Below are 24,490 nucleotides of genomic sequence, written 5' to 3'. Positions count from 1 at the left end.
CACGAGGGGGCGGGGCCGCCGTGGCGGAAGCACACCTGGAGGAGTGGAGCCGAACGCGGCGGGCCAAGGCGGCCGTCCTGCTGATGCTGGGGTGGGTGGGCCTGCTCTGGCTGATAGAAGCGGTCGACCACGCCACCGGCCACGCGCTCGACGAGTACGGCATCCTGGCCCGGGAGCCCGACAGCCTCCTGCGGTCCCCGCTGGGCGCGTTCCTGCACTTCGGCTTCGACCACGTCGCCTCCAACAGCGTGCCGCTGCTGGTCTTCGGTTTCGTCGCAGCGCTCAGCGGCATCCGCCGCTTCCTCGCCGTCAGCGCCATCATCATCGTCGCCGACGGCATCGGCACCTGGCTGATCGCGGAGACGGACAGCATCACCGCCGGCGCCTCCGGCCTCGTCTTCGGCCTCTTCGGCTACCTCGTCGTACGGGGCTTCGTCGAGCGCAAGGTCCTGGGCATCGTGGTGGGCGTGGTGATCGGCCTCTACTGGGGCGCCGGCATCTTCTACGGCCTCCTGCCCGACGACGACGGGATCAGCTGGCAGGGCCACCTCTGCGGCCTCACGGCCGGCGTGGTCACGGCCCTCTTCTTCCGCCGGCCGGCCCCCCGCACCACCCTCACGCTCTAGAAGGTCAGCCCCCGCACGATCAGGTCCAGCAGCGCGCACACGAACAGGGCCATCCCGATGAACCCGTTCACCGTGAAAAACGCGCGGTTCAGGCGGGACAGGTCGTGCGGCCTGACGATGGTGTGCTCGTACAGGAACGCGCCGATGACGATCACCAGGCCGGCCCAGAACAGCACGCCCGCGCCCGTCAGCACGCCGTACCAGGCCAGCAGGCCGGTGGTCACCACGTGCGCGCCGCGGGCGCCCCACAGGGCCGCCGGGATGCCGAAACGGGCCGGCACCGAGCGGACGCCCTCGGCCCGGTCGGCCGCCACGTCCTGGCAGCCGAAGATCAGGTCGAACCCGCCGATCCACACGCCGACGGCGAGCCCCAGCACGACCGCGTCCCAGGACCACTCACCGGTGACGGCCAGCCAGGCTCCGATGGGCCCCATGGCCTGGGCGACGCCCAGGATGGCGTGCGGGAAGTCCGTGAACCGCTTCCCGTACGGGTAGACCACCATCGGCACCACGGCGATCGGCGCCAGCATCAGGCACAGCGGGTTCAACAGCGCCGCCGAGCCGAGGAACACGATTAGCGCGATCCCGGCCCCGGTCCAGGCGGAGCGCACCGACACCGCTCCGGTCACGAGCTCGCGGCCGGCGGTGCGCGGGTTCCGGGAGTCGATCTCCCGGTCGATGATCCGGTTGGCGGCCATCGCGAAGGTGCGCAGCCCGACCATGCAGATGGTCACGAGCAGCAGCGTGCCCCAGTGCACGGTCCCGTCGAGCCGGAACATCGCGGTGAAGGCGGCGATGTAGGCGAACGGCAGCGCGAAGACCGAGTGCTCGATCATCACGAGCCGTAGGAACGCCTTCACCTTGCCGTTCGCGCGGGGCGCGGGCCCGGATCCGAGGACCCCTTCGGCGGCCGACGTCATCGGAGGGACCTCCGGAACTGTTCGAGTTCGACGCGCAGGTCGGCGAGGGCGGTCGGGCCGATCTCCACCTCCAGCGGAGGCGTGCCCTCCGACGGCGGCGGGACGACGGACGCCAGGAAGGCGAAGCCCTCGCCGGCGGGCCGGCCGCTGAGGCGCAGGACGTCGTGGGCGGCCACGGTCAGCACGATCGTGAACTCGGCGTCCGGGTCGGCGGTCGCGTCCAGCAGGCTGCCCGCGAAGGCGTCGGCGTCGGCGGTGGACAGCTCGGTCAGGGCGATCTCGCGGCCCTCCCCGTCCGTCCGGTCGGCGATCAACTGCCACAGGTCGGACGGCCCCGCGAACTCCTCGGGGCTCACCCCGGCCCGCTCGGCCGCCTCCCGCACACCCGGCTGCGCCGGATCGATCTCGGGTCGCACGAGCGCGACACAGGGCGTGTCGGTACCGATGAAGAGGGCGGGTCCGCCCACGGCGATGGGGCTCACAGTCCGTACTCCTTCCAGCGGCGGTCCACGAGGGCCGCCGTCGCGGGGTCGGACTCCACCATGTCGGGCCAGCCGCCGTCGCGCGTGTAACCCTCCTCCGGGAGTTTCTTCGTGGCGTCGATGCCCGCCTTGCCGCCCCAGAACTGCTGGTACGAGGCGTGGTCCAGATGGTCCACCGGGCCCTCGACCACCGTCAGGTCACGCGCGTAGTCCGTGTTGCCGAGCGCCCGCCAGGACACCTCGTGCAGGTCGTGGACGTCGCAGTCCTTGTCCACCACGATGATCAGCTTGGTCAGCGACATCATGTGGGCGCCCCAGACGGCGTGCATGACCTTCTGCGCGTGCTTCGGGTACTTCTTGTCGATCGAGACGATCGCGCAGTTGTGGAAGCCGCCCGACTCCGGCAGGTGGTAGTCCACGATGTCCGGCACGATGATCTTCAGGAGCGGCAGGAAGAACCGCTCGGTGGCCCGGCCCAGCGGGCCGTCCTCGGTCGGCGGGCGGCCGACCACGATCGACTGGATCAGCGGACGCTTGCGCATCGTCACGCAGTCGATCTTCAACGCGGGGAAGGGTTCCTGCGGGGTGTAGAAACCGGTGTGGTCGCCGAAGGGGCCCTCGGGGAGCATCTCCCCCGGCTCCAGCCAGCCCTCGATGACGACCTCGGCGTTGGCCGGGACCTGGAGCGGGACCGTCTTGCAGTCGACCATCTCGATCCGCTTGCCCGCGACGAAGCCGGCGAACAGGTACTCGTCGATGTCGCCCGGCAGCGGCGCCGTGGAGGCGTAGGTGACGGCCGGCGGACAGCCGAAGGCGATCGCGACGGGCAGCCGCTCGCCCTTCGCCGCGGCGACGGCGTAGTGGTTGCGGCTGTCCTTGTGGATCTGCCAGTGCATGCCGATGGTGCGCTTGTCGTGGCGCTGGAGGCGGTAGAGGCCGAGGTTGCGCACGCCCGTCTCGGGGTGCTTGGTGTGCGTCAGGCCGAGGTTGAAGAAGTCCCCGCCGTCCTTGGGCCAGGTGAACAGCGCCGGGAGCCGGTCGAGATCGACGTCGTCGCCGGTGAGGACGACCTCCTGGACGGGTGCGGACTCGCCCTTCACCTTCTTCGGCGGGACGTGCACCATCGAGCCGAGCTTGCCGAAGGCCTCGCGGACGCCGATGAAGCCCTGCGGGAGTTCGGGCTTGAGCAGCCCGCCGATCTTCTCGCTGATCTCCGCGTACGACTTCAGGCCGAGGGCCTTCAGCAGCCGCCGGTCCGTCCCGAAGACGTTCATCGCGAGCGGCATCGCGGAGCCCTTGACGTTCTCGAAGAGCAGCGCGGGACCCCCCGCCTTGTTCACTCTGTCGACGATCTCCCCTACCTCCAGGTACGGGTCGACTTCGGCCTTGATGCGCTTGAGGTCGCCCTCCCGCTCCAGAGCCCGGAGCAGCGAGCGGAGATCGTCGTAAGCCATGGGGCCCAGTATCCGTCACCCTCTACCCTGGAAGCGTCACCGGGGCCCGACGCGGGCCCGCCGCCACTGTCCGGGAGTCGGTCCCACACCGTGCTGCGCCTTGTGCCCTTCCTGCTGCTCCTCGCACTGACCATCTACGCCTTCGTCGACTGCCTGAACACCCCGGAGGAAGAGGTCAAGGCCCTCCCCAAGGCGGTCTGGGTGATCATCATCCTGCTGTTCTCGATCGTCGGTCCGCTGGTGTGGCTCTTCGCGGGCAAGAAGCGCTCCGCGGTCGGTGGCGCGGGCGGCGGCCGGTCCCGCCGCAACCAGTGGGTCGCCCCCGACGACAACCCGGACTTCCTGAAGTCGTTGCGCGCCGCGCAGGACAAGAAGGACGAGGACCGGCAGGCCGCGGAGGCCGAGGGGGCCGCGGACGGCACGGACGGTGCGGACGGCACGGACAGCGAGCGCGACGGCGACCGGGACGAGGACCGCGACAAGGACCGCGACAAGGACCGCGACCGCGACAAGGACAAGGACTGACGCACCGCGACACCCCACCCCGCCGCCGCCTCCACCCCGCCGGGAACTCGCGCGGGGGGTCGGCGCGTTGGAGGGGAAGCGGGTCGGCGTGTGACGCGAAAGATGATTGAACGCGTTCAAGTCGGCTGACAGAATGGCCCCATGCCACTGTCACGGCCCCCGCGGTACGGCGGGCCGCGGATCGTCGACACGGCCCTGCGCAATCTCCTCGCGTACGGCGTGCTCGTCGCCGCCCTGCTCGCCATGACCGGCTGGAACCCGCAGCGCTCCGCCCCCGGCCCCGTCCCCGCCGTCTACGACGCCCGGCTCTCCGAGATCGTCGGCACCTGGCGTTGCGTCGACGGCACGGTGGTGGTCTTCCACGCCGGCGGCGCCGCCTCCGTCACCCTCCTCGACGGCCAGGAACGTGACTACGCCGCCGGCTGGCGGCTGTCCGGGCCGGCCACCTGGACGCTCACCGACGACCGGTCCGCCGGCCGCAACCTCGGCCAGCACCTGCGCCTGGACCTGCCCGCCGCCACCGGCACCGCGACCCGCAGCAACACGGTCACCCGCACGCCCGGCCGCTACTCCTGGACCTTCGAGCTGCGCCGCGACGAACGCCGGACCCTGGAGCTCTACTTCTTCCTCGGCCCCGCGCAGGGCCACGGCGCCTACGTCCTGGAGAAGGACGCCTGAGCACGCGGGGACGCCTGAGCACGCGGGCCCCCCTGAACACGAAGGGGCCCCCGAGCACGCGGGGACCCCCGAGCACGAGAAGGCCCCGCCGCCCGCCCCGACGTGGTCGGTGGTGGGCGGCGGGGCCTCTCGGAGCCGCCGGTGGGCGTCAGACGCCCGCGTACGAGTGCTTGCCGCTGAGCAGGATGTTCACGCCGTAGTAGTTCCAGATCCAGCAGGCGAACGCGAACAACGCCAGGTAGGCGGCCTTGCGGCCCTTCCAGCCGGCCGTGGCCCGCGCGTGCAGGTAGCAGGCGTACGCGACCCACGTCACGAACGACCAGACCTCCTTGGGGTCCCAGCCCCAGTAACGGCCCCAGGCGTCGCCCGCCCAGATCGCGCCGGCGACGATGGTGAACGTCCACAGCGGGAAGACGGCCGCGTTGATGCGGTACGAGAACTTGTCGAGCGAGGCCGAGGAGGGCAGCCGCTCCATCACCGAGGTGCGGAAGCGGCCCGGCGTGCGGCCCGCCTCCAGGTGGCTCTCGTAGCTGTCGCGGAACAGGTAGAGCACCGCGCCTGCCGCGCCGATGTAGAAGACGGCGCCGCAGAAGATGGCGGTGGAGACGTGGATCCACAGCCAGTACGAGTCCAGCGCCGGCACCAGCTGGTCGCTGTCCGTGTAGAGCACCTTGACCGCGATGCCGAGGTCCAGCAGGACGGTGGTGACCAGGATCAGACCGAGCCAGCGGACGTTCTTCTTCAGCGCGAGGAGCACCAGGTACGCGCCGACGGCCACCGTGGAGAAGGTGATCGAGAACTCGTACATGTTGCCCCAGGGGGCCCGCTGCACCGACAGCGCGCGGGCCACGACGCCGGCCGCCTCGATGAGGAAGCCGAGCGCGGTCAGCGAGACCGCGACCCGCCCGTACAGGTCGCCCTGCTGGTCCCCGCCGGCGGCGCCGGGGCCGTCCGGCACGTCGCGCGAGCCGGTGGCCGAGCGGGTGATGACCTTCGGCTTGTCGAGGACGGCGGTGCCGCCCTTGCCGCGGACCTGCACCGCGGGCGCCCCGGCCGGTTGCGGCGCCGTCAGCGCCGCGGCCGTTCGGGCCACCTTGCTGCGGCTGCCGAAGGTCCACTCGGCGATGTGCGCGAGGAAGGCGAGCGTGTAGACCGCCATCGACGAATAGATCAGGTAGTTGCTGATCTGCGCCAGGTTCTCATTGGCTGCGACTGCGAGCGGCGTCATCCGCGCTCCCCTTCAACGTTTTCCTTGACAGGTTGTCCGGGCGCCGAGGGCGCCTGCTGGTGGAGGGCGGCGGACAGCACCGCGAGTTCCTCCGGGAGCCTGGCGGACTCGCTGCGGCCGAGGCCCGCCATCTCGACGACGGTGACGCCGTCCTTGCCGGTCACCGCCCGGACCCAGATCCGGCGGCGCTGGATGAACAGTGAGGCGGCCAGACCGCCGATGGCGACGACGGCGCCCGCGAGGGCGAGGCCGTTGGCGGGCTGCTGGGTGACCGAGAAGGTCGCCCAGCGCTCGATGCCCTCGAACTTCACGGTGCCCGCGCCGTCCGGCAGGGTCATCGTCTCGCCGGGCAGCAGCCGCTTCTTGAACAGCTCGCCCTGCTCGTCCTTGAACTCCTTCATCTTCGAGGTGTTCAGCTGGTACACGTTCTGCGGCAGGCCCGAGTCGACGCCGAGGCTGCCGTGGTAGGCGCTGAGCGCGAGGACGGGGAAGTCCAGCGCCGGGAACTGCGAGAGCATCGTGCCATGGCCCTCGCCGGCGAAGGTCGGCACGAACATGGCGTTGAAGCCGAGCTGCTCCGCCTTGCCGTCCTTGTCCTTGTAGCCGTCGGTGACCTTGATGGCGCCCGAGGAGCTGAGGTTCGCGTCGAAGGGCAGCATCGGCACGGCGTCCTTGTAGATCACCTTGCCGTCGGGCGCGGTCACCGAGATGACCGGCGCGTAGCCGTGGCCGAGGAGGAAGATCTTGGAGCCGTCGACCTCCAGCGGCTTGTTGACCTCGATCTCGGTCCTGACCGGCTTGCCGTGCGCGCCCTCGCTGAAGGAGACGTACGCCTTGAAGTCGCGCGGGGTGCCCTTCTGCGGGCCGCTCGTCTCGTACGTCGCGTCGAACTTGTCCAGGGTGAACGAGAACGGCGGCAGGCTGTCGGGCGAGAAGAGGCCGCCGTACTTGAAGTCGTCGTACTGGGTCAGCGTGTTCGAGAAGCCCTTGCCGCGCAGGACGAGCTTGCCGCCCTCGGACTTGTAGAGCTGCCCGACCGCGAAGGCCACCAGCATGAAGATCAGGGCGATGTGGAAGGCCAGGTTCCCGGCCTCGCGAAGGTAGCCCTTCTCGGCGGCGACGGCCGTCCCGGAGGCCTCCGTACGGAAGCGCCGGCCGCCCAGCAGGGTCCTCGCCGAGGCGAGGACCTCCTCGGGGGACTTCTCCGTGCGCCAGGTCGCGTACGCCGGCAGCCGGTCCAGGCGCCGGGGGGCGGCCGGCGGGCGGCCGGTGAGCTGGCCGACGAACTGCCAGGTGCGCGGCACGATGCAGCCGATGAGCGACACGAACAGCAGGATGTAGATCGCGGAGAACCACACCGAGCTGTAGACGTCGAACAGCTGGAGCTTCTCGGCGATCGGCACCCAGAACTCGTGCGCGTCCTTCCACTCGGCGACCTTCATCGCGTCGACCTGCGTCTGCGGGACGAGCGAGCCGGGGATCGAGCCGAGGGACAGCAGGAAGAGCAGGATCAGCGCCACCCGCATGGAGGTGAGCTGCCGCCAGAACCAGCGGGCCCAGCCGATCACGCCGATGCCGACGGGGGCCGACGGCGCGTCCTCCAGCGGGGCCGTGGACAGCTGCGCGCCGGCCGCTGCGTCGGTGGCGTCCGCGGCGGGGTCGACGACTTCGGTGGGGTCCGCGGGGGCGGAGTCGTGCGGCGCCTCGCCGGGCGCCCTGTCGGTCGTACTCATGTCCGTGTAGTCCTCAGATCCCCACCGTGAAGCTCTCGCTCCAGCTCTGCATCTCCATGACGATGCTGCCCCACCATCCTGTGACGAGCAGGATGCCGGTGAGGACCAGCATGCCGCCGCCGATGCGCATCACCCACGCGTAGTGCTTCTTCACCCAGCCGAACGCTCCGAGCGCCTTGCGGAAGGCGACGGCGGCGAGGATGAACGGTACGCCGAGTCCGAGGCAGAAGACGGTGGTCAGCAGCGCGCCGCGGCCGGCGCTCGCCTGCTCGAAGGCGAGGCTGTTGACGGCTGCGAAGGTCGGGCCCATGCAGGGCGTCCAGCCGACGCCGAACAGGACGCCGAGCACGGGCGCGCCGAGCAGTCCCGCCGTCGGCTTCCTGTGGAAGCGGAACTCGCGCATCGTCAGGCCGGGGATGAGCCCCATGAAGAACAGGCCGAGGACGATCACCAGGGCGCCGAGCACCCGGGAGATCACGTCCTGGTGGGCCTGCAACGTCTGGCCGAAGTACCCGAAGAGCGCGCCGGTCGAGACGAAGACGGCGGTGAAGCCGAGGACGAAGAGGGTGGCCCCGGCGACCATCCGGCCGCGCCGCGCCTCGGCGAGGTCCACCCCGCCGACGCCGGTGACGTACGACAGGTAGCCGGGGACCAGCGGCAGCACGCAGGGCGAGAAGAAGGACACCAGACCGCCGAACAGGGCGATCGGCAGGGCGGCCAGCAGGCCGCCGTTCAGGACCGTGGTGTTGACGCCGATCGGCTCGGCGGCCAGGAGGTACTCGACCACGAGGTCACTTCTCCGCGAGGAGCGGGTCGATCATCGAGCGCAGCTGCTCCTCGTTGAGCGCGACGAGGGCGCGGGCCGCGATCCGGCCCTGCTTGTCGAGGACGATCGTGGAGGGGATGGCCTGCGGGTTCAGCGTGCCCTTGGGGAAGCGGAGCATCAGCTTGCCGTCCGGGTCGTAGAGGCTGGGGTAGGTGATCCCGTACGTCTCCTCGAAGGAGGCCGCGTTCTGCTTGCTGTTGTCGCGGGTGTTGAGGCCGACGAAGGTGACGTCCTTGCCGGCGTCGGCCATCTCCTTCGACACCTTCGCGAAGTACGGGGCCTCGGCGCGGCACGGCGGGCACCAGGAGCCCCAGACGTTGAGGACGACGACCTTGCCCTTGAGGGTGGTCGTGTCGAGCGTCGGGCCGGCGACCGTCTCGCCGTCGAGCTTGGGGGCTTCCTTGCGGTCGGCCGCGGCGACGGTGGCGATGCCGCTGGGGCCCGCCACGTAGTTGCCGCCGGCGGACCCGGAGGGCTTGCCGCCGTCCCCGTCGCCGCACGCCGTCAGGGTCAGGGCGCTCGCGAGGGCCACCGCGGTCAGCAGGGCGGCGCGGCCGCTGGTCGAGCGGCGGCTACTTCGGCGGCGAAGGGCGCGGCTAAGGCTCATGTGAAAAGTTTCGCATGACCGATTTGCGGATCTTCCGCACCCCCCGACGCGAAGTCAATGCGCTGGTCAGGTACGGGAGAGGTACGTGGACCAGCCACCGTCCGGCTGCTTGCCCGGTCCGAGGGCGTGCAGTTTGGCCAGTACGGCGGGGTCCTGGACGTCCAGCCAGTCGGTGAACTGCCGGAAGGATATGAGGCGTACGTCCTTTTTGCCCGCCATGCTCTTGAGGGCCTCCTCGACGGCGTCCATGTAGATGCCGCCGTTCCACTCCTCGAAGTGGTTGCCTATGAAGAGGGGAGCGCGGTTGGTCTCGTAGGCCCGTCGGAAGCCGCCGAGGTAGGTGGCGGTGGCCTGGGAGCGCCAGCCGGGGTAGTTGGCGGGGACGCCCTTCGTCGAGTTCTTCGACTGGTTGGCGAGGATGTTGTAGTCCATCGACAGCACGTCGAAGGAGTGCCCGGGGAAGGGCAGCGACTGGAGCGGCAGGTCCCAGATCCCTTCCTTCTTCACCGGCCAGGTCTGCAGGCCGCCGGGCGAACTGGCGTCGTAGCGCCAGCCCAGATCGCGGGCGACGGGCAGCAGGGTGTCGCGGCCCAGCAGGCAGGGGGTGCGCCCGCCGACCAGTTCCTTGCGGTAGTCGAAGGGCAGCGGTTCGAGATCGACGAAGCCCGTGTTGGTGCGCCAGCCCGTGACGAACGACACGGCCTGGTCGATCTCGGTGCGCCAGTCCTCGGAGGTCCAGCGGGCCACGGAGCCGGGGCCGGCGCAGAAGTGGCCGTTGAAGTGGGTGCCGATCTCGTGCCCGTCGAGCCAGGCCTGGCGGACGTGGCCGAGGGTGGCGCGGATGTTCTCGTCCTTGAGGTAGCCGATGTCGGAGGCCCCGACGGGGTTGCGCGGCGGCTTGTAGAGGTGCTTCTTCGACTCGGGCAGCAGATAGAGGCCGGAGAGGAAGAAGGTCATGGTCGCGTCGTGGTCGCGGGCGAGCTTGAGGAAGCGCGGGAACAGGCCGTTGCCGACCTCGCCCGCCCCGTCCCAACTGAAGACGACGAACTGCGGCGGCGTCTCGCCCGGCTGGAGTGGCACGGGCGCCGGGGGCTGCCGGGGCTGCCCGCCGGTGTCGGCGGTGGAGCCGTCACCGATCGGCTTGGCGTCGGGTTTCGCGGGGCCCGCGGTGGAGTCCGGCCCCGCGCCGCCCTGTTCGGATCCGCCGCCTCCGCCGCCACAGCCCGCGACACCCATCGCGGCGGCGGCGGCAGCACCGAGTCCGAGCAGTGTCCTTCGACTGAAGTCTCGTACGTCGCTCATGAAATGTCATATAAACGGACAATCCAGGGGCGCCGACACCCCGCCCCGCCCGAGCGCACGGAACTTGAGCGAACCCATCCCCAACCATGGCGTCCTTTTGACCTTCACGGCGCAACCGGACCGCGAGGCGCGGTCGCGGCGGCGCCGGGGTCGTCAGGCAGCGGGGGCGCCGGGGCGGCCGGCGGCGGGTCCGCTCGACCGAGGACGGCGGCGGGCCCGGGCCGGGGGGATCGCACGGCCCCCCGGCCGAGCGGGAATCAGGCCCCGAAGGCCTTCGACTTGCCCTTCACCGGCTTCGCCCCGGCCAACAGGTGGGCCGGAACCAGGTCGCGCGCCGGCTCGCTGTAGCCCACCGACACCAGCCGCTCGCCCTGGTACGTGAACGACGTCAGCGAGGCCAACGTGCACTGCCGGCGCCGCGGGTCGTGCCACAGCCGCCGCTTCTCCGCGAAGCTGCGCACGATCCAGATGGGCAGCTGGTGGCTGACCGCCACCGCCTCGTGCCCGCGCGCGGCGTCCCGCGCCGCCTCGATCGCGCTCATCATCCGCACGACCTGCTCTACGTACGGCTCGCCCCAGGACGGCTTGAACGGGTTCGTCAGGTGCTTCCAGTTGCCCGGCCGGCGCAGCGCGCCGTCGCCGACGCCGAAGGTCTTGCCCTCGAAGACGTTGCCCGCCTCCAACAACCGCCCGTCGGTGGCCAGGTCCAGGCCGTGCGTCTTGGCGATCGGCACGGCCGTCTCCTGCGCCCGCTCCAGCGGGGACGCCACCACGTGGCTGATGTCCCGGTCCTGGAGGTGCTCGGCGACCCGGTCGGCCATCTGCCGGCCGAGCTCGGAGAGGTGGTAGCCGGCCCGGCGGCCGTAGAGGACGCCGTCCGGGTTGTGCACCTCGCCGTGCCGCATGAGGTGGACCACGGTGATGTCGCTCACGCGCCTGCCTCCGGCTTCGCCTCGGCGGCGGCGCGGGCCGCGGCCGGCAGGGCGGCGGCGATGCGCTCGACCGCCCGCTCGTCGTGCGCCGTGGACACGAACCAGGACTCGAACGCCGACGGCGGCAGGTAGACGCCCTGCGCCAGCATCGAGTGGAAGAACCCGTTGAAGCGGAAGCTCTCCTGCTTCTTCGCGTCGTCGTAGGTGCGGACCTCGTCCGCCGTGAAGAACACGGAGAACATGTTGGAGGCCGTCTGCAACCGGTGCGCGACGCCCTCCTTGGTCAGCGCGCCGGTCACCAGACCCTGGATCTCCCGGGAGACCGCGTCGACCTTCTCGTACGCCGCGTCGTCCAGCAGCCGCAGCTGCGCGAGACCGGCGGCCGTGGCGATCGGGTTACCGGACAGCGTGCCCGCCTGGTAGACCGGGCCGGCCGGGGCCAGGTGCCCCATCACGTCGGCGCGCCCGCCGAAGGCCGCCGCCGGGAAGCCGCCGCCCATGACCTTGCCGAAGGTCATCAGGTCGGGCTTGACCCCGTCGACGCCGTACCAACCGGCGCGGGAGGTACGGAATCCCGTCATCACCTCGTCGGAGATGTACAGGGCGCCGTTCTCCCGGCACAGGTCGGCGAGCCCCTGGTTGAAGCCCTCGCCCGGGGTCACGACGCCCATGTTGCCGGGCGCCGCCTCGGTGATCACACAGGCGATCTCGCCGGGGTGCGCGGCGAACGCGGCCCGGACGGCCTCCAGGTCGTTGTAGGGCAGCACGATCGTGTCCCCGGCCTGCGCGCCCGTCACGCCCGGGGTGTCCGGGAGCGCGAAGGTCGCGAGTCCGGAACCGGCGGCGGCCAGCAGGGCGTCGACGTGTCCGTGATAGCAACCGGCGAACTTGACGATCTTGGCGCGGCCGGTGAAACCACGGGCCAGCCGGATCGCCGACATGGTCGCCTCGGTGCCGGACGACACCAGGCGCACCTGCTCGACGGGCTCGATGCGGGCGACGATCTCCTCGCCGAGGGCGACCTCGCCCTCACCGGGCGTGCCGAAGGACGTGCCGCGGGCAACGGCGGCCTGGACGGCCTCGATCACCTGCGGGTGGGAGTGGCCGAGAATCATCGGTCCCCACGAGCAGACCAGGTCGACGTACTCACGCCCGTCGGCATCGGTCAGGTAGGGACCGGTACCGGACACCATGAACCGGGGCGTACCGCCCACGGCACGGAAGGCGCGGACCGGAGAGTTCACGCCGCCGGGGGTCACGAGGGACGCGCGCTCGAAGAGCGTCTGCGAAACTGGGGCTTCATACGGGTACGGGTAGCTCACACCAGCCATGGTCTCAGAGGCCGCGACAGACTTGCGGACGGGCGTTTCACCGCGCCGCCGCGGGGGAGGTCACTGCCATGATGATCAGGCTGCGTGGCGGGGGCCGCGGGGCCGGGGCAGGCAATACCAGTCGGGTGGAGATATGCAACGCGGTGGTGGACCGGGCGAGGGCACGGACGGCCTGGACCCGCAGCGCGCCCGTGATGCCCGCCGCCGAGGCAAGCACCGGCGCCGCGGAGCGGAAGCCGCGGACCCCGTACCGGGCCCCACCCGAGACCCTGACGGCGCCCTCGGCCCGGACGGCCTCCCCCGGGGCCGCGGCATGGGAGTGACCTACAAGTACTTCGGCGCCCCCGACGGCGCGACCGCCGCCCGCGTCCCCGTCACGATGCGGCCGGAGGAACTGGGCGGCGACGAGCTCGGCACCGGCGGCATGTTCACCAAGATCAAGCCGGAGACGGTCGCCGCCATGGTGCTGACCGGCATCGAGGGCATACCCCTCCACAAGGTTCCGCCGCTGGAGCTGGTCGTCCTCCACCCCGACTACGCGGTGGTCAAGCTCCCCATGACGGTCGTCGACCCGCTGCGCGGCGTGGGAGAGGAATCCGTCGGCGCGGCCGCCTTCATCTGGTCCACGGTCCCCGACCGCGGCGGCCCGCGGGACGCGTTCAACGTCTACCAGCTCCTGCACGAGTGGCAGGACTTCTCCCACCGCCTCCACGAGGCGGGCCACCAGCCGTACTGCCTGGTCTGGCCCTGACCGGGCCGACCAGACCGGGCCGACCCGCGCGGAGGGCCGGCCGGGCGCCGGGGTGCGTAGCGTGGGTCCATGGAGACACACGTACGGTTGGAGCCCTGGGCCGCCGGGGACTTCTGGCTGCTGGAGCGCAAGAACGAGCCCGTCATGACCGAGCACCTCGGCGGACCCGAGTCACCGGAGAAGCTCGCCGACCGGCACCGCCGCTACCAGGAACTCGGCGCCGGCGAACCGGCCGCCGGACGGATGTTCCGGGTGGTGCTCACGGACACGGACGAGACCGTCGGCTCGATCGGCTACTGGGAACGGGACTGGCGCGACGAGCCGGTGTACGAGACCGGTTGGGCCGTCCTCCCCGAGTTCCAGGGCCGGGGCCTGGCGGTCGCCGCCCTGGCGGAACTCGTCCGCCACGCCACCGCCCACGGCAACCGCCGCGCCATGCACGCCTTCCCTGGCATCGACCACCCGGCGTCCAACGCGGTCTGCCGGCGCGGCGGGTTCACCTGCCGGGGGGAGGTCGACTTCGAGTACCCGGCCGGCGTTCCGCACCCCAGCAACGACTGGCGCCTGGAGCTGACCCCGACCGCTTCCTGAACCGGCGGGCGGGCGCGCGGGCGCTCCGGCCGCCCGGCCGTTCGACCCGCTCGGCTCCGTGCCCTCCGCCCGCTCGGTTCCGGCCGTTCCGGCGGCGGGCGCGACCGCCGTAATCCGGCGGCGCGGGCCGGGACCGCGATGGCATGCTGACCCCGTGAACGGTCCCGACATTCAGCTCACCCTCGCCCCCGAACTGCGCCTCTTCGCCCCGCCCAGCCGGCGCGCCGAACGCGTACCGACCACCACCGACGGCGCGTCCAGCGTCGGCCACGTCGTCGAGTCGGCGGGCGTCCCCCTGACCGAGGTCGGCCGACTGCTCGTCGACGGCACCGAGGTACCCCTCTCGTACGTCCCCCGCGAGGGGGAGTCCGTCGAGGTGTTCGGCGTGGACCGGCCCCAACGGGTCGCCGGCGCACCGCTGCGCTTCCTGCTCGACGTCCACCTCGGCACCCTCGCCCGCCGGTTGCGGCTGCTCGGCGTCGACGCCGCGTACGAGAACGAGGACATCGGCGACCCCGCCCTCGCCACCCGCTCCGCGGCCGAACAACGCGTCCTGCTCTCCCGCGACCGTGGACTGCTGCGCCGCCGCGAGCTGTTCGCGGGCGCGTACGTCTACAGCGACAACCCCGACGAGCAACTGCGCGACGTCCTGGGTCGGTTCGCCCCCGTGCTCACCCCCTGGACCCGCTGCACCGCCTGCAACGGCCCGCTGAGCGCGGCCGACAAGGACAGCGTCGGCGACCGGCTGGAACACGGCACGCAGCGCTCGTACGACGTCTTCGCCGAGTGCACGGCCTGCGAACGCGTCTACTGGCGCGGCGCGCACCACGCCCGCCTGGAACGCATCGTGGTCGACGCGGTGGCGGAGTTCGGCGGCGGCGCGGGGTAGTACGGGGGCGCGGGGCGGCCCGAGCGCGGGCGACCGGTATCGAAGACGCCGGCCCGGCACCGCGCGCCGCCCGGCACCGCGCGCCCCGCTCGGGGCGCCGCCGCTCAGAACGCGTAGTCGTCGCCCGTGTCCAGGGCCAACACCACGTGGTCGTCGTTGGTGCGGTTGCGGTCGGTCGCCCCGCCGTTCCACCAGGTGTCGATCCGCACCACCACCTCCGACGGCCGCTCCCGCAGGTTCAGCGCCAGCCCGATGTGCCGGCCCCTGCCGTGCTCCGGGAGCGGGCCCGTCTCGCAGACCACCTCGCGCTGTCCGGCCCGCGCACAGCCCCCGGCGAGGTGCTGCACGTCGGCGAGGTCCACCGACAGGCGGACCCGCAGGGTCGCGTTCGCCAGCGCCGAGGGGCCATCGTTCTCCGGGACCATCCACACCCGCAGCTGCCCCTGGGTCAGGGACACCCGCCCGTGGTAGGCCAGATCGGCCTCCGGTCCCGCCCAGGCGCCGGCCTGCCCGGCCCCGCCGAGCACCAGCAGGCTCGCCACCACCACACTCCGTACGGCACCACGACGCACCGCGACCACCTCCTCGCGCGGACGCTAGCCGGCCCGCCCGCCCCCCGATCGGACCATCACACGAACGAGGGCGAGCCCTCCCCCCATTCGCCGGACGACCCCCGCCCCGTCCGCCTGCGTAGGCTTCCGGCCATGCCGATCGCCCGCTCCGCGCTCCTCTTCGTCCTCGCCGCCCTCCTGGAGATCGGCGGCGCCTGGCTCGTCTGGCAGGGCGTGCGCGAACACCGGGGCTGGGCCTGGATCGGCGCCGGCGTGATCGCGCTCGGCCTGTACGGGTTCGTCGCCACCCTCCAGCCCGACGGCGACTTCGCCCGGGTCCTGGCCGCCTACGGCGGGGTCTTCGTCGCGGGGTCCCTGGTCTGGGGCATGGTCGCCGACGGCTACCGGCCCGACCGCTGGGACGTCACGGGCGCCCTCGTCTGCCTCGCCGGCATGGCCATCATCATGTACGCGCCACGCAGTCACTGAGCGGGCGGCCCGACACGCGCCCGCCCGACCTCCCGTCCCGGCCTATGCTGACGGAAATCGCCCGTACGAACGAACGAGGAGCCCCGCCCATGAGCACGGCCACCCGCACCGCCGTTATCACCGGCGCGAGCAGCGGAATCGGCGCGGCCACCGCCCGGCAGCTCGCCGCAGCCGGCTACCACGTCGTCCTCACCGCCCGCCGCAAGGACCGCATCGAGGCCCTCGCCGCCGAGCTCACCGCCGCGGGCCACGAGGCCACCCCCCACGCCCTCGACGTCACCGACCGGGGCGCCGTCGACGCCTTCGCCGTCTCCTTGGAGCGCTTCCCCTCCGTCGACGTCCTCGTCAACAACGCCGGCGGCGCCCTCGGCGCCGAGCCCGTCGCCACCGGTGACCCCGCGGACTGGCGCACGATGTACGAGGTCAACGTCATCGGCACGCTCCACGTGACCCAGGCCCTGCTCCCGGCCCTCACCGCCTCGGGTGACGGCACGGTCGTCGTCCTCTCCTCCACCGCGGGCCACTCCACCTACGAGGGCGGCGCGGGCTACGTCGCCGCCAAGAACGGCGCCCGCGTCATCGCCGAGACCCTGCGCCTGGAGATCGTCGGCCAGCCGGTCCGCGTCATCGAGATCGCGCCCGGCATGGTCAAGACCGACGAGTTCGCCACCACCCGCTTCCGCGGCGACACCGAGAAGGCCGCCAAGGTCTACGCGGGCGTGGCCGAGCCCCTGTCCGCCGACGACGTGGCCGACACCATCACCTGGGCGGTGACCCGCCCCAGCCACGTCAACATCGACCTCCTGGTCGTCCGCCCCCGCGCCCAGGCCTCGAACACGAAGGTCCACCGCGAGCTGTAACCCCTCGGGGCCGACCCGGTCCGGCCGCGCCGGTCAGACCAACCCGGCCGACTTCAGGTGCCGCACGAGGGCCGCCGGCTCCAGCCCGGCGGCCCTCGCCGCGTCCAAGGCACACCGGAGGTCGGCCGCCGGCGTCGGCGTGACGTGCGGCAGCACGATGTCCCCCGCCCGCAGCCGCGGCGTCGGCGGCGTCTGCCCCCAGGTCGTGAAGGCGTGCGTCCAGGTGATCAGCGCCTTGTCCCCGCACGCCTTCGCCGCGAGCCGCACGTCGTCGTTCACGACCCCGTACGTCGGCCGCAGCAGCTCCGGCGCTCTCCCGAAGGGAGCCTCCACCCGCTCACGGGCCCCGCACACCTCGGCGTCCTTCACCGAGCGAGCACGGCGACGAGCACACGGGATCTCCCCATGCCACACACCCCGGTCCAGAACACCTTCGCCGTCGCGGTCCTACTCGGGGTCTCCCTCCGCCGAAAGTGGGCGCGGACGGAGGCAGTTGCACGCCACCGCCTCGGCCGGACCCCGCTCCGGCACCTCCAACGTCACCGTCACGCTCCACCGCACCGTCGTCCGCCGCCACCGGCGCGACTCCCCACCGCTCTGCGGCGCTTCCCCGGCGCCCAGCAGCACCTCCACGTCGGCGTGCGAACCCACGCCGCCCTGCGGGAACGTCACCGAACGGTCGCCCGTCCACCGATCGGTCCGGGTGAACGCGCACGTCACCAGCGCCTTCCCGTCCGCCAACCGGACCACCGGCAGCTCGACCCCGCCGGCCGCCGGCGCGAAGGCTTGCTCCCGGGTCACGATCCGCCAGTTCCCACCGGCCGCCGCGTTGGCCGCCTCGACCACCCCGCTCGTCAACGGACCCGGCACGAAGTCCGCGCTCTCCGTCCGGCCCTCCGGCGCGGTGAAGCTCATCCACTCCGCGTACCGCCCGCACACCTCCCGGTCCGCGTCGGCCCTCGGCGAGAGCGCGGCCTCGCCCCCCGCGCCCCGCACGAAAGCCGCGACCTCACGGGGTCGCACGTCGTAGCCGTGGAGCGCGCCGGCGTTGTCCTCGAACACCCCTGCCTTGCGGGGCGTGTCGTACACCCAGGACAGGACGGCCGCCTTCCACTCCGCTCCCGCCGCCTCCTGGACGAAGTAGTGCACGGCGCGCGCCCGCGGGTTGTCGATCGGCGAATCACCCCGACTCAACGCGACGAACGTACGCGGGTACCCGGGCTGGTCCCGCTCCGCCGGAATCAGGAACTCCGGCCGCCGGAACACCCCCGCCTCCCAGTCGGCCTTCCGTTTGCGCCGCGCCTCGATCACGGCCAGGCTCTCCGCCAGCAGCGGCCCGGTCTCCACCCGGGCGAAGCCGTCGGCGTCCAGCCCCGCGACGGCCGCCCCGCGCGCCGCGACGTACCGGTCGAACACCTGCTGCGCCTGCCACACCCCGATCACCGTCGCCACGGGCGCCACCGAAGGCCGCGCGGCAGCCTTGGCGTCGGCATCCCCGCCCGCACACCCACCGACCCCGAGCACGCATACCGCCACCACCCCGGCCACCACCGCCCGCACCCGCCACCGACCAGCCACGACGACCCACTCCCCCACCCACCGAACGACCGGAACAGCGCATGGAAACACGCCGCCGACCACATCCCGGACGCGCCCGGATCACGATCGGAACAGCGCCGACCGCGCCCCTCCCGGATGACCCGGCGCTCCATTGCCAACCACCCGAAAGGCGAGGGGTTCGGGAACCCCCAGCCGTGCGGGCGGAGTCGGTCAAGGGCGCCTCCATGAAGAACGGAACATTCCGCCACACGTTCGAGTGATGGCTCGCCAAAGCGACCAAGTCGGGCGAACGCGCAACCTACCGTCGGGCGAAAGGAAACAGCCCTCACCCGGGATGGCAGTCCCGGGTGAGGGCCTCACCCACAAGGAAGGGATCAGCTTCCTCATGGCCGACCAGGACCCTAGCGCCTCGCGCTTCATGGATCTCCGAATCCCCGAGTACGCCTACATGTTCGGCTTCCTCCAGGCCGACGGGCACCTCGCCCAAGGTCAAGGACAAAAGGGCAAGCTCATCGCTGAGATCAACGCTCGGGACATCCACATTCTCCGCGAGTTCCAGCGGCTCACGCCCTACTCCAGCTCCATCACCGAACGCACGAGGAGCACGAACTTCTCAGAGCTTCACCATTCGGCGACCTGGACCCTGTGCTCTCTTGAGGCCAGGACCATCATCAACGAACTCGGCATTCCTTACGGCAAGAAGTCCCTGAGCGTCAAACCGCCGCGCACCGACTTCGCCCGCCCCGACTACCTCCGCGGAATCATCGACGCGGACGGGTCCCTCGGCTGGACCGCCCAGGGTTTTCCGTTCCTGTCCCTGACCTCGGCGAGCACGGCCCTGGCGGCCTTCCTCTGCCACTACGGCAAGAAGATCACCGGAACGGGGCGCACCATCTCCCGAAACGCGCGGGACGGCGTCTACAACGTCTGCTACTACAAGGAGACGGCCCAGCAACTGGCCGCGCACCTCTACTACGACGGCTGCCTCGCCCTCGCCCACAAAAGGGCGAACGCCGACGCGATCCAGGCTTGGATCAGGCCCGCCGGGATGCGGGTGGCCCCGCCGCGACGTCCCTGGACCGCCCAGGACGACGCCGTACTCGTCCGCCTCGGTGACGCGGCCGCGGCGGCCACGGCCCTGGACCGCACTGAACAGAGTTGCGTCATGCGCCTGTGGCGGATCCGCAGCGGCCGGGTCGCCGTCGCCCCGCAGTAAGCGAGGGCACGTGCGAGGGGCGCCACCGAAGTGGCGCCCCTCGCACGGTCTGTTCAGCCCTTGATGCAGATGACCTGCTTCAGCTTCGCGACGACCTGGACCAGGTCGGTCTGCTGCTCGATGACCTGGTCGATCGACTTGTAGGCGGCCGGGATCTCGTCCACGACCCCGGAGTCCTTGCGGCACTCCACGCCCTGCGTCTGCTCCACCAGGTCGCGCGCCGAGAACCGCTTCTTCGCCGCCGTACGGCTCATCCGGCGGCCCGCGCCGTGCGAGGCGGAGTTGTAGGACTTCTCGTTGCCGAGGCCCTTCACGATGTACGAGCCCGTCCCCATGGAACCCGGGATGATCCCGTACTCACCGCTGCCGGCGCGGATCGCGCCCTTCCGCGTGACCAGCAGGTCCATGCCGTCGTACCGCTCCTCCGCCACGTAGTTGTGGTGGCAACTGATCTCCTGGTCGAAGGAGACCTTGGCCTTCCGGAACTCCTTCCGGATGACCTCCTTCGAGAGGCTCATCATCACGGCGCGGTTGTACTTCGCGTACTCCTGCGCCCAGAAGAGGTCGTCCCGGTAGGCGCGCATCTCCGGCGTCGCCGCGAGGAACACCGCGAGGTCCCGGTCGACCAGGCCCTGGTTGTGGGAGAGCCCACGGGCAACGTTGATGTGGAAGTCCGCCAACTCGTTGCCGATGTTCCGGGATCCGGAGTGCAACATGATCCACACCGAACCGGAGACATCGATACAAAGTTCCCAGAAGTGGTTGCCTTGCCCCAAACTTCCCATTTGTCGCCCAGCCCGCTCCCGACGGAACTTCACCGCGTCCGCGACGTGGTCGAAGCGCTGCCACAGGTCCCCGAACCCCGCATCGGTGAACCCGTACAGGCGGGTCGGGTCAACGGCCTCGCGGTGCATGCCCGCCCCCACCGGAATCACCTGCTCGATGCGGGACCGCAGTTTCGACAGGTCGCCCGGCAGGTCGTTCGCCGTCAGGGAGGTCTTCACCGCGGACATGCCGCAGCCGATGTCGACGCCCACCGCCGCCGGACAGACCGCGTCCTTCATGGCGATGACCGAGCCGACCGTGGCGCCCTTGCCGTAGTGGACGTCCGGCATGACGGCCAGGCCCTTGATCCACGGGAGGCCGGCGGTGTTGTGGAGTTGGCGCATCGCGCTGTCCTCGACCGACGCCGGATCCGTCCACATGCGGATCGGGACCTTTCCTCCCGAAACCTCTACGTACGACATACGGCGTCAAACCCCCGGAAACCACAGAAAATTAGGAATACGAAAAAAGCGGCGCTCATCACCCCAAAACAGTCAGGGGACCGGCGCCGGCACCAGCGTGTGCGATAGACATTGTGTCCATCCGCGCCCAAGTCGCGGCAACGCATTTTCCCCAGGGAGCCAGGGAGCCAGTGGACGTGGAGCGCAAGACGGTACGTCGGCGGGTCCTCCCGGGCATCGCGATGCTCACCGCGATCGCGGCCGCCGTGACGGGCCTCAGCGGCTGCACCGACGGCAACGGCGGCGGTACGAACGACCCGAAGAACGGCGGCAGCACCGCCGCGCCGGCCCAGCCCGGGAAGTACCGCAGCCTGCCGCAACCGTGCAAGGCCGCCGACGGCAAGCCGCTCAGGGCGATGCTCCCGGCCGCCGACTCCCTCACCACCGAGGCGCGCGAGCGGCTCTACGAGGGGATCGCGGACGCCTCGTACGACGGCGACCGGCACGTCGGCTGCCGCTGGAACTCGCAGGTCCCCGAGGGGACCCTGCTGCTGTCGGTGAACTTCGAGCGGGTGGTCTCGTACGACCGCGCCACCACGAGCGACGACGAGAAGGCGCACGAGGTCTACGTCAGCCGGCTGACGGCGGCCCAGCTGCCGTTCCCCGGCCCGGTCACCACCCCCGGCGGAACCCCGGGCGGAACCCCCGGCGCGAACCCCGGCACGGCGCCGGGCGCCAACCCGGGCGCGAACCCCGCCCCGAACCCCCCGACCACCGCACCGCCCGCCGCCCCCTCGACGGCGCCCTCCGCGCCCCCCGCGAGCGGCCCCGCCGCGCCGTCCGCCTCCGGCTCCGGTGCGCCTTCCGGTTCCCCTGCCGGTTCCCCCTCCGGTTCGCCCTCCCCCAGCGCCCCGCCCGAGCTCGGCTCCCGGGTCCTGGAGGGGCTCGGCGACGAGGCCTACCTCGACGACAAGCTGAGCGCGGCCGGCGCCACCGCCGCCCGGCCACGCACCGTACGGATCGTGTTCCGCACCTCGAACGTGATCGTCACCGTCGAGTACAGCGTCCAGCCGACCGGGCCGGGCACCGTGCCCCCGAGTACGGAAACGCAGGACAAGGCCCGCGTGTTGGCCGAGGCCCTGGTGGAGCGGTTCAGCGACTGACAGCCCCGCCCGCCGGGGGTTGCGCGCGGCCCGCGTGACGGCGCGCACAGCAGGCGGACGCCCGGTCGGGCTACCGTTGCACGGGTCCCGCGCCCGCAACGGGTCCGAAAGTAGACCCTCAACGTCTGAAGGAACCATGCACCGATCAGCCTCGCGCCTCACCCGCGTCCTCGCCTGCGCAGCCGTCCCGGTGATACTCACCGTCGCCGGGTGCTCCTCCGACTCGGGCAAGGACTCGGCGAAGGACTCCGGCAAGAAGTCCGAATCCACCGCGTCGTCCAAGCCGAGCGCGAAGGCGGCGCCCGTGCTGGAGAAGGTGGCGTTCGCGAAGCTGCCCGACCCCTGCAAGACCGTCGCGGCGAAGTCCATCGACACCTACGTCCCCGAGGCGAAGGAGAAGAACGGCACGGCGACCAAGTCGAACGACCTCGCCAGCCGCGCCAGCTGCTCCTGGAACGGCCTCGACACGGACGGCCTGAAGGGCTCGCAGTACCGCTGGCTGTCCATCTCCCTCGTGCGCTACGACTCGCACGCCTCGCTCGGCAGCGGCAACAAGCGCGCCGAGGAGCAGTACAACAAGCAAATCGAGGCGTCGAAGACCACCGAGGGCGCGAACGACGTCAAGGTCGAGCAGGCCGGCGGGGTCGGCGACCAGGCCTCGTCCGTCGTGTACGCGGTCAAGAAGGACGTCGACTTCTCGAACACGACCATCGTGACCCGCACCCAGAACGTCGTGATCACCGTCGACTACAACGGCGCCGCCTACGAGGGCGCCGGCGCCCCGGACAAGAAGAAGCTGCTGGAGAACGCCATCGCGGCGGCCAAGGAGAGCGTGGCGTCGATCGCCACCGCGAACCAGGAGGCGGCGCCTTCGCAGTCCGCCGGCGAGGGCTCCCCGTCGGCCGCACCGTCGGGTTCCGCTTCCGAGTCCGCATCGGCTCCGGCCCAGTAGCACGCCGCTGGGGGGACCTACGGGACCACTGACATCCAGTCACCCGTACGCTGTGCCTGCCGTAGCTCGAACAGGGGAGGGGATCGCGTGTGGCCGCGATGCAGCTGACACGTACGCACCGGATACTCATCGGTGTCGTGGTCGCCGGAGCCCTGGTCATCGCGGGCATCGGTTTTGCGGGTTCGTACTCCGCCGTACGGGCCCTGGCCCTGCAAAAAGGGTTCGGCAGCTTCTCGCTGGTGTTCCCGATCGGCATCGACGCGGGCATCTGCGTCCTGCTGGCGCTGGACCTGCTGCTGACCTGGATGCGGATCCCGTTCCCCCTGCTCCGCCAGACCGCCTGGCTGCTGACCGCGGCGACCATCGCGTTCAACGGCGCGGCGGCCTGGCCGGATCCGCTCGGTGTCGGCATGCACGCCGTGATCCCGATCCTGTTCGTGGTCACGGTCGAGGCCGCCCGGCACGCCGTGGGCCGGATCGCGGACATCACCGCGGACCGGCACATGGAGGGCGTGCGCATCACGCGCTGGCTGCTCTCCCCCATCCCCACGTTCAAGCTGTGGCGCCGGATGAAGCTGTGGGAGCTGCGCTCCTACGAGCAGGCCGTCACCATGGAGCAGGACCGGTTGATCTACCAGGCGCGCCTCCAGGCCCGGTACGGGCGGGCCTGGCGCCGCAAGGCGCCGGTGGAGGCGCTGATGCCGCTGCGGCTGGCCCGGATCGGCGTCCCGTTGTCGCAGACCGCCCCGGAGGGCCTGGCGGCGGCGGGCATCGACCCGGTCCTGCTGCCCCCGGCAACGACGGCTACGGCGACGGAAGCCGCCCCCGCCGCGCAGGTCACCCAGGCCGGCCCCGCCGCCCCGGCCCTGCCGGCGGCGGCCGCCCCCGCACACCCCGAGCAGGGGACGACGGCCGGCCCCACGGTCCCGGACCAGGTGCGGGCACCGGACCAGCCGCAGCCCCAACCCCAGCCGCAGCCCGCGGTCCAGCCCCAGCCCGCCGCCGCGCACACCCCGCCGGCCTTCGCGGTGGACCCGACGGCCATGCCCGCCGCCCACAACAGCGCCTGGTTCGCCGGTCCCGTGGCCCCGGACGCGACCAAGTACAAGGGCGACTACAACCCCCAGCAGGTCGAGACCCCGGCGGCGCAGACCCCCGTACCCCCGGCGGCCCCGGCGGCCCCGGCGGCCCCGGCGGCTCCGGCCGAGCAGTCGCCCGTACCCGCCCCCCGGGACGAGGCCGGCGCGGACCTGGACCAGGAGAAGTTCGAGGAAGCGGCGTACGAGGCGTACCGCGCGTACGTCGAGGAGCGCAACGGGCACCCGAGCGCCAAGCAGGTGGACCAGGCCCTCACGGAGCTGTACGGGCCCATCCACCCGGACAGCGTCTCGTTCATCGACGCGATGATGCCGACGCTGAAGCAGCGCTACCAGCGCGACCTGGAGAACGACTTCATCGCCTGAGCCACCGGACGGACGACCCGCCACCGGACGAACGCGGACGCCCGCCTGGGACGGCGAGGACGACCTGTTCGACGTCAGGTCGCTCGACGATCTCGACCTGCTGCCCAACCTGCGGGAGGTCACTTTCGTGGACGA

26 protein-coding genes are annotated in these 24,490 nt (G+C 71.5%); 12 read left to right on the top strand and 14 right to left on the bottom strand.

Annotation, left to right across the window (positions count from 1 at the left end):
* The first annotated feature begins 20 nt into the window (after positions 1–20).
* A complete protein-coding gene (locus AB0D46_RS22695) occupies positions 21–626 on the top strand; it encodes a rhomboid family intramembrane serine protease (protein WP_362879896.1) in 606 nt (201 codons plus the stop codon).
* Here the strand turns inward: AB0D46_RS22695 and mqnP are convergent.
* The 3 genes from mqnP to AB0D46_RS22680 are packed head-to-tail and all read right to left on the bottom strand — an operon-like array spanning position 623 to position 3,482.
* Positions 623–1,546: a menaquinone biosynthesis prenyltransferase MqnP gene (mqnP, locus tag AB0D46_RS22690; protein WP_362879895.1), complete on the bottom strand. Its 924-nt coding sequence runs from the start codon at positions 1,544–1,546 to the stop codon at positions 623–625. The genes AB0D46_RS22695 and mqnP overlap by 4 nt on opposite strands.
* Positions 1,543–2,028 carry a hypothetical protein gene (locus AB0D46_RS22685; protein WP_362879894.1) on the bottom strand — a complete coding sequence of 162 codons (486 nt, stop codon included), beginning with the start codon at positions 2,026–2,028 and terminating at the stop codon, positions 1,543–1,545. Before AB0D46_RS22685 ends, mqnP begins: the two co-directional genes overlap by 4 nt.
* The gene (locus tag AB0D46_RS22680; protein ID WP_362879893.1) at positions 2,025–3,482 is read right to left on the bottom strand and encodes a menaquinone biosynthesis decarboxylase; all 1,458 of its coding nucleotides are present in this window, start codon (positions 3,480–3,482) and stop codon (positions 2,025–2,027) included. The genes AB0D46_RS22685 and AB0D46_RS22680 overlap by 4 nt, the downstream gene beginning before the upstream one ends.
* Positions 3,483–3,572: 90 nt before the next feature.
* On the opposite strand from AB0D46_RS22680, the gene AB0D46_RS22675 reads away from it, so the two are divergent.
* Together AB0D46_RS22675 and AB0D46_RS22670 are read left to right on the top strand one after the other, a co-directional pair.
* Positions 3,573–4,007, top strand: a complete 435-nt coding sequence (locus AB0D46_RS22675) for a PLD nuclease N-terminal domain-containing protein (RefSeq protein ID WP_362879892.1) — start codon at positions 3,573–3,575, stop codon at positions 4,005–4,007.
* A 141-nt stretch (positions 4,008–4,148) separates the two neighbouring features.
* Complete coding sequence (locus AB0D46_RS22670; RefSeq protein WP_362879891.1) at positions 4,149–4,685, top strand: hypothetical protein; 537 nt, start codon at positions 4,149–4,151, stop codon at positions 4,683–4,685.
* A gap of 148 nt (positions 4,686–4,833) precedes the next feature.
* Here the strand turns inward: AB0D46_RS22670 and ccsB are convergent, their stop codons facing one another.
* The 7 genes from ccsB to hemL all read right to left on the bottom strand — a co-directional run bounded on the left by ccsB (position 4,834) and on the right by hemL (position 12,644).
* The gene (gene ccsB, locus AB0D46_RS22665; RefSeq protein WP_362879890.1) at positions 4,834–5,913 is read right to left on the bottom strand and encodes a c-type cytochrome biogenesis protein CcsB; all 1,080 of its coding nucleotides are present in this window, start codon (positions 5,911–5,913) and stop codon (positions 4,834–4,836) included.
* A complete protein-coding gene (locus tag AB0D46_RS22660; protein ID WP_362879889.1) occupies positions 5,910–7,646 on the bottom strand; it encodes a cytochrome c biogenesis protein ResB in 1,737 nt (578 codons plus the stop codon). The genes ccsB and AB0D46_RS22660 overlap by 4 nt, the downstream gene beginning before the upstream one ends.
* A 13-nt stretch (positions 7,647–7,659) precedes the next feature.
* Positions 7,660–8,433, bottom strand: coding sequence for a cytochrome c biogenesis protein CcdA (locus tag AB0D46_RS22655; RefSeq protein ID WP_362879888.1), 774 nt, complete (start codon positions 8,431–8,433; stop codon positions 7,660–7,662).
* Positions 8,434–8,437: 4 nt separating this feature from the next.
* The gene (locus tag AB0D46_RS22650) at positions 8,438–9,079 is read right to left on the bottom strand and encodes a TlpA disulfide reductase family protein (RefSeq protein ID WP_362879887.1); all 642 of its coding nucleotides are present in this window, start codon (positions 9,077–9,079) and stop codon (positions 8,438–8,440) included.
* A 66-nt stretch (positions 9,080–9,145) separates the two neighbouring features.
* Positions 9,146–10,381 carry a hypothetical protein gene (locus AB0D46_RS22645; protein ID WP_362879886.1) on the bottom strand — a complete coding sequence of 412 codons (1,236 nt, stop codon included), beginning with the start codon at positions 10,379–10,381 and terminating at the stop codon, positions 9,146–9,148.
* Positions 10,382–10,638: 257 nt separating this feature from the next.
* Complete coding sequence (locus AB0D46_RS22640) at positions 10,639–11,286, bottom strand: histidine phosphatase family protein (RefSeq protein WP_362879974.1); 648 nt, start codon at positions 11,284–11,286, stop codon at positions 10,639–10,641.
* Positions 11,287–11,309: 23 nt separating this feature from the next.
* Positions 11,310–12,644, bottom strand: a complete 1,335-nt coding sequence (hemL, locus tag AB0D46_RS22635) for a glutamate-1-semialdehyde 2,1-aminomutase (RefSeq protein WP_362879885.1) — start codon at positions 12,642–12,644, stop codon at positions 11,310–11,312.
* A 133-nt stretch (positions 12,645–12,777) separates the two neighbouring features.
* Between hemL and AB0D46_RS22630 the strand changes: the two genes are divergently transcribed.
* The 3 genes from AB0D46_RS22630 (at position 12,778) to AB0D46_RS22620 (ending at position 14,875) form a co-directional block, all read left to right on the top strand.
* Positions 12,778–13,395: a hypothetical protein gene (locus AB0D46_RS22630; RefSeq protein ID WP_362879884.1), complete on the top strand. Its 618-nt coding sequence runs from the start codon at positions 12,778–12,780 to the stop codon at positions 13,393–13,395.
* Positions 13,396–13,464: 69 nt separating this feature from the next.
* Positions 13,465–13,986 carry a GNAT family N-acetyltransferase gene (locus AB0D46_RS22625; protein WP_362879883.1) on the top strand — a complete coding sequence of 174 codons (522 nt, stop codon included), beginning with the start codon at positions 13,465–13,467 and terminating at the stop codon, positions 13,984–13,986.
* 154 nt (positions 13,987–14,140) lie between these two features.
* On the top strand, positions 14,141–14,875 hold the full coding sequence (locus tag AB0D46_RS22620; RefSeq protein ID WP_362879882.1) for a Mut7-C RNAse domain-containing protein: 735 nt from the start codon (positions 14,141–14,143) through the stop codon (positions 14,873–14,875).
* 104 nt (positions 14,876–14,979) lie between these two features.
* On the opposite strand, the gene AB0D46_RS22615 is transcribed toward AB0D46_RS22620, so the two are convergent.
* Positions 14,980–15,447, bottom strand: coding sequence for a hypothetical protein (locus AB0D46_RS22615; RefSeq protein WP_362879881.1), 468 nt, complete (start codon positions 15,445–15,447; stop codon positions 14,980–14,982).
* Between the two features lie 132 nt (positions 15,448–15,579).
* Here AB0D46_RS22615 and AB0D46_RS22610 point away from each other — a divergent pair, with 132 nt between their 5' ends.
* Positions 15,580–15,915, top strand: coding sequence for a YnfA family protein (locus AB0D46_RS22610; RefSeq protein WP_362879880.1), 336 nt, complete (start codon positions 15,580–15,582; stop codon positions 15,913–15,915).
* An 89-nt stretch (positions 15,916–16,004) separates the two neighbouring features.
* On the top strand, positions 16,005–16,775 hold the full coding sequence (locus AB0D46_RS22605; RefSeq protein WP_362879879.1) for an SDR family oxidoreductase: 771 nt from the start codon (positions 16,005–16,007) through the stop codon (positions 16,773–16,775).
* 33 nt (positions 16,776–16,808) lie between these two features.
* Here AB0D46_RS22605 and AB0D46_RS22600 read toward each other — a convergent pair whose 3' ends face one another.
* A complete protein-coding gene (locus AB0D46_RS22600; RefSeq protein ID WP_362879878.1) occupies positions 16,809–17,144 on the bottom strand; it encodes a hypothetical protein in 336 nt (111 codons plus the stop codon).
* A gap of 78 nt (positions 17,145–17,222) precedes the next feature.
* Positions 17,223–18,353 (bottom strand): hypothetical protein, encoded by a 1,131-nt coding sequence (locus AB0D46_RS22595; RefSeq protein WP_362879877.1) that lies wholly within the window; start codon positions 18,351–18,353, stop codon positions 17,223–17,225.
* A gap of 367 nt (positions 18,354–18,720) precedes the next feature.
* On the opposite strand from AB0D46_RS22595, the gene AB0D46_RS22590 reads away from it, so the two are divergent.
* Positions 18,721–19,551 (top strand): hypothetical protein, encoded by an 831-nt coding sequence (locus AB0D46_RS22590; protein WP_362879972.1) that lies wholly within the window; start codon positions 18,721–18,723, stop codon positions 19,549–19,551.
* A 53-nt stretch (positions 19,552–19,604) separates the two neighbouring features.
* On the opposite strand, the gene AB0D46_RS22585 is transcribed toward AB0D46_RS22590, so the two are convergent.
* The gene (locus AB0D46_RS22585; RefSeq protein ID WP_362879876.1) at positions 19,605–20,798 is read right to left on the bottom strand and encodes an RtcB family protein; all 1,194 of its coding nucleotides are present in this window, start codon (positions 20,796–20,798) and stop codon (positions 19,605–19,607) included.
* A gap of 176 nt (positions 20,799–20,974) precedes the next feature.
* Here AB0D46_RS22585 and AB0D46_RS22580 point away from each other — a divergent pair, with 176 nt between their 5' ends.
* From AB0D46_RS22580 to AB0D46_RS22570, 3 genes are all read left to right on the top strand, one after another.
* A complete protein-coding gene (locus tag AB0D46_RS22580) occupies positions 20,975–21,940 on the top strand; it encodes a DUF3558 domain-containing protein (RefSeq protein WP_362879875.1) in 966 nt (321 codons plus the stop codon).
* A 136-nt stretch (positions 21,941–22,076) separates the two neighbouring features.
* Positions 22,077–22,892, top strand: a complete 816-nt coding sequence (locus tag AB0D46_RS22575; protein ID WP_362879874.1) for a DUF3558 domain-containing protein — start codon at positions 22,077–22,079, stop codon at positions 22,890–22,892.
* 89 nt (positions 22,893–22,981) lie between these two features.
* Positions 22,982–24,355 carry a DUF2637 domain-containing protein gene (locus AB0D46_RS22570; RefSeq protein WP_362879873.1) on the top strand — a complete coding sequence of 458 codons (1,374 nt, stop codon included), beginning with the start codon at positions 22,982–22,984 and terminating at the stop codon, positions 24,353–24,355.
* Positions 24,356–24,490: the final 135 nt, after the last annotated feature.

Source organism: Streptomyces sp. NPDC048383 (assembly GCF_040651775.1).
Taxonomy (GTDB): Bacteria; Actinomycetota; Actinomycetes; order Streptomycetales; family Streptomycetaceae; genus Streptomyces.
The sequence above is the reverse complement of the archived record's forward strand: the minus strand, read 5'-3'. Positions and strand labels throughout refer to the sequence as shown.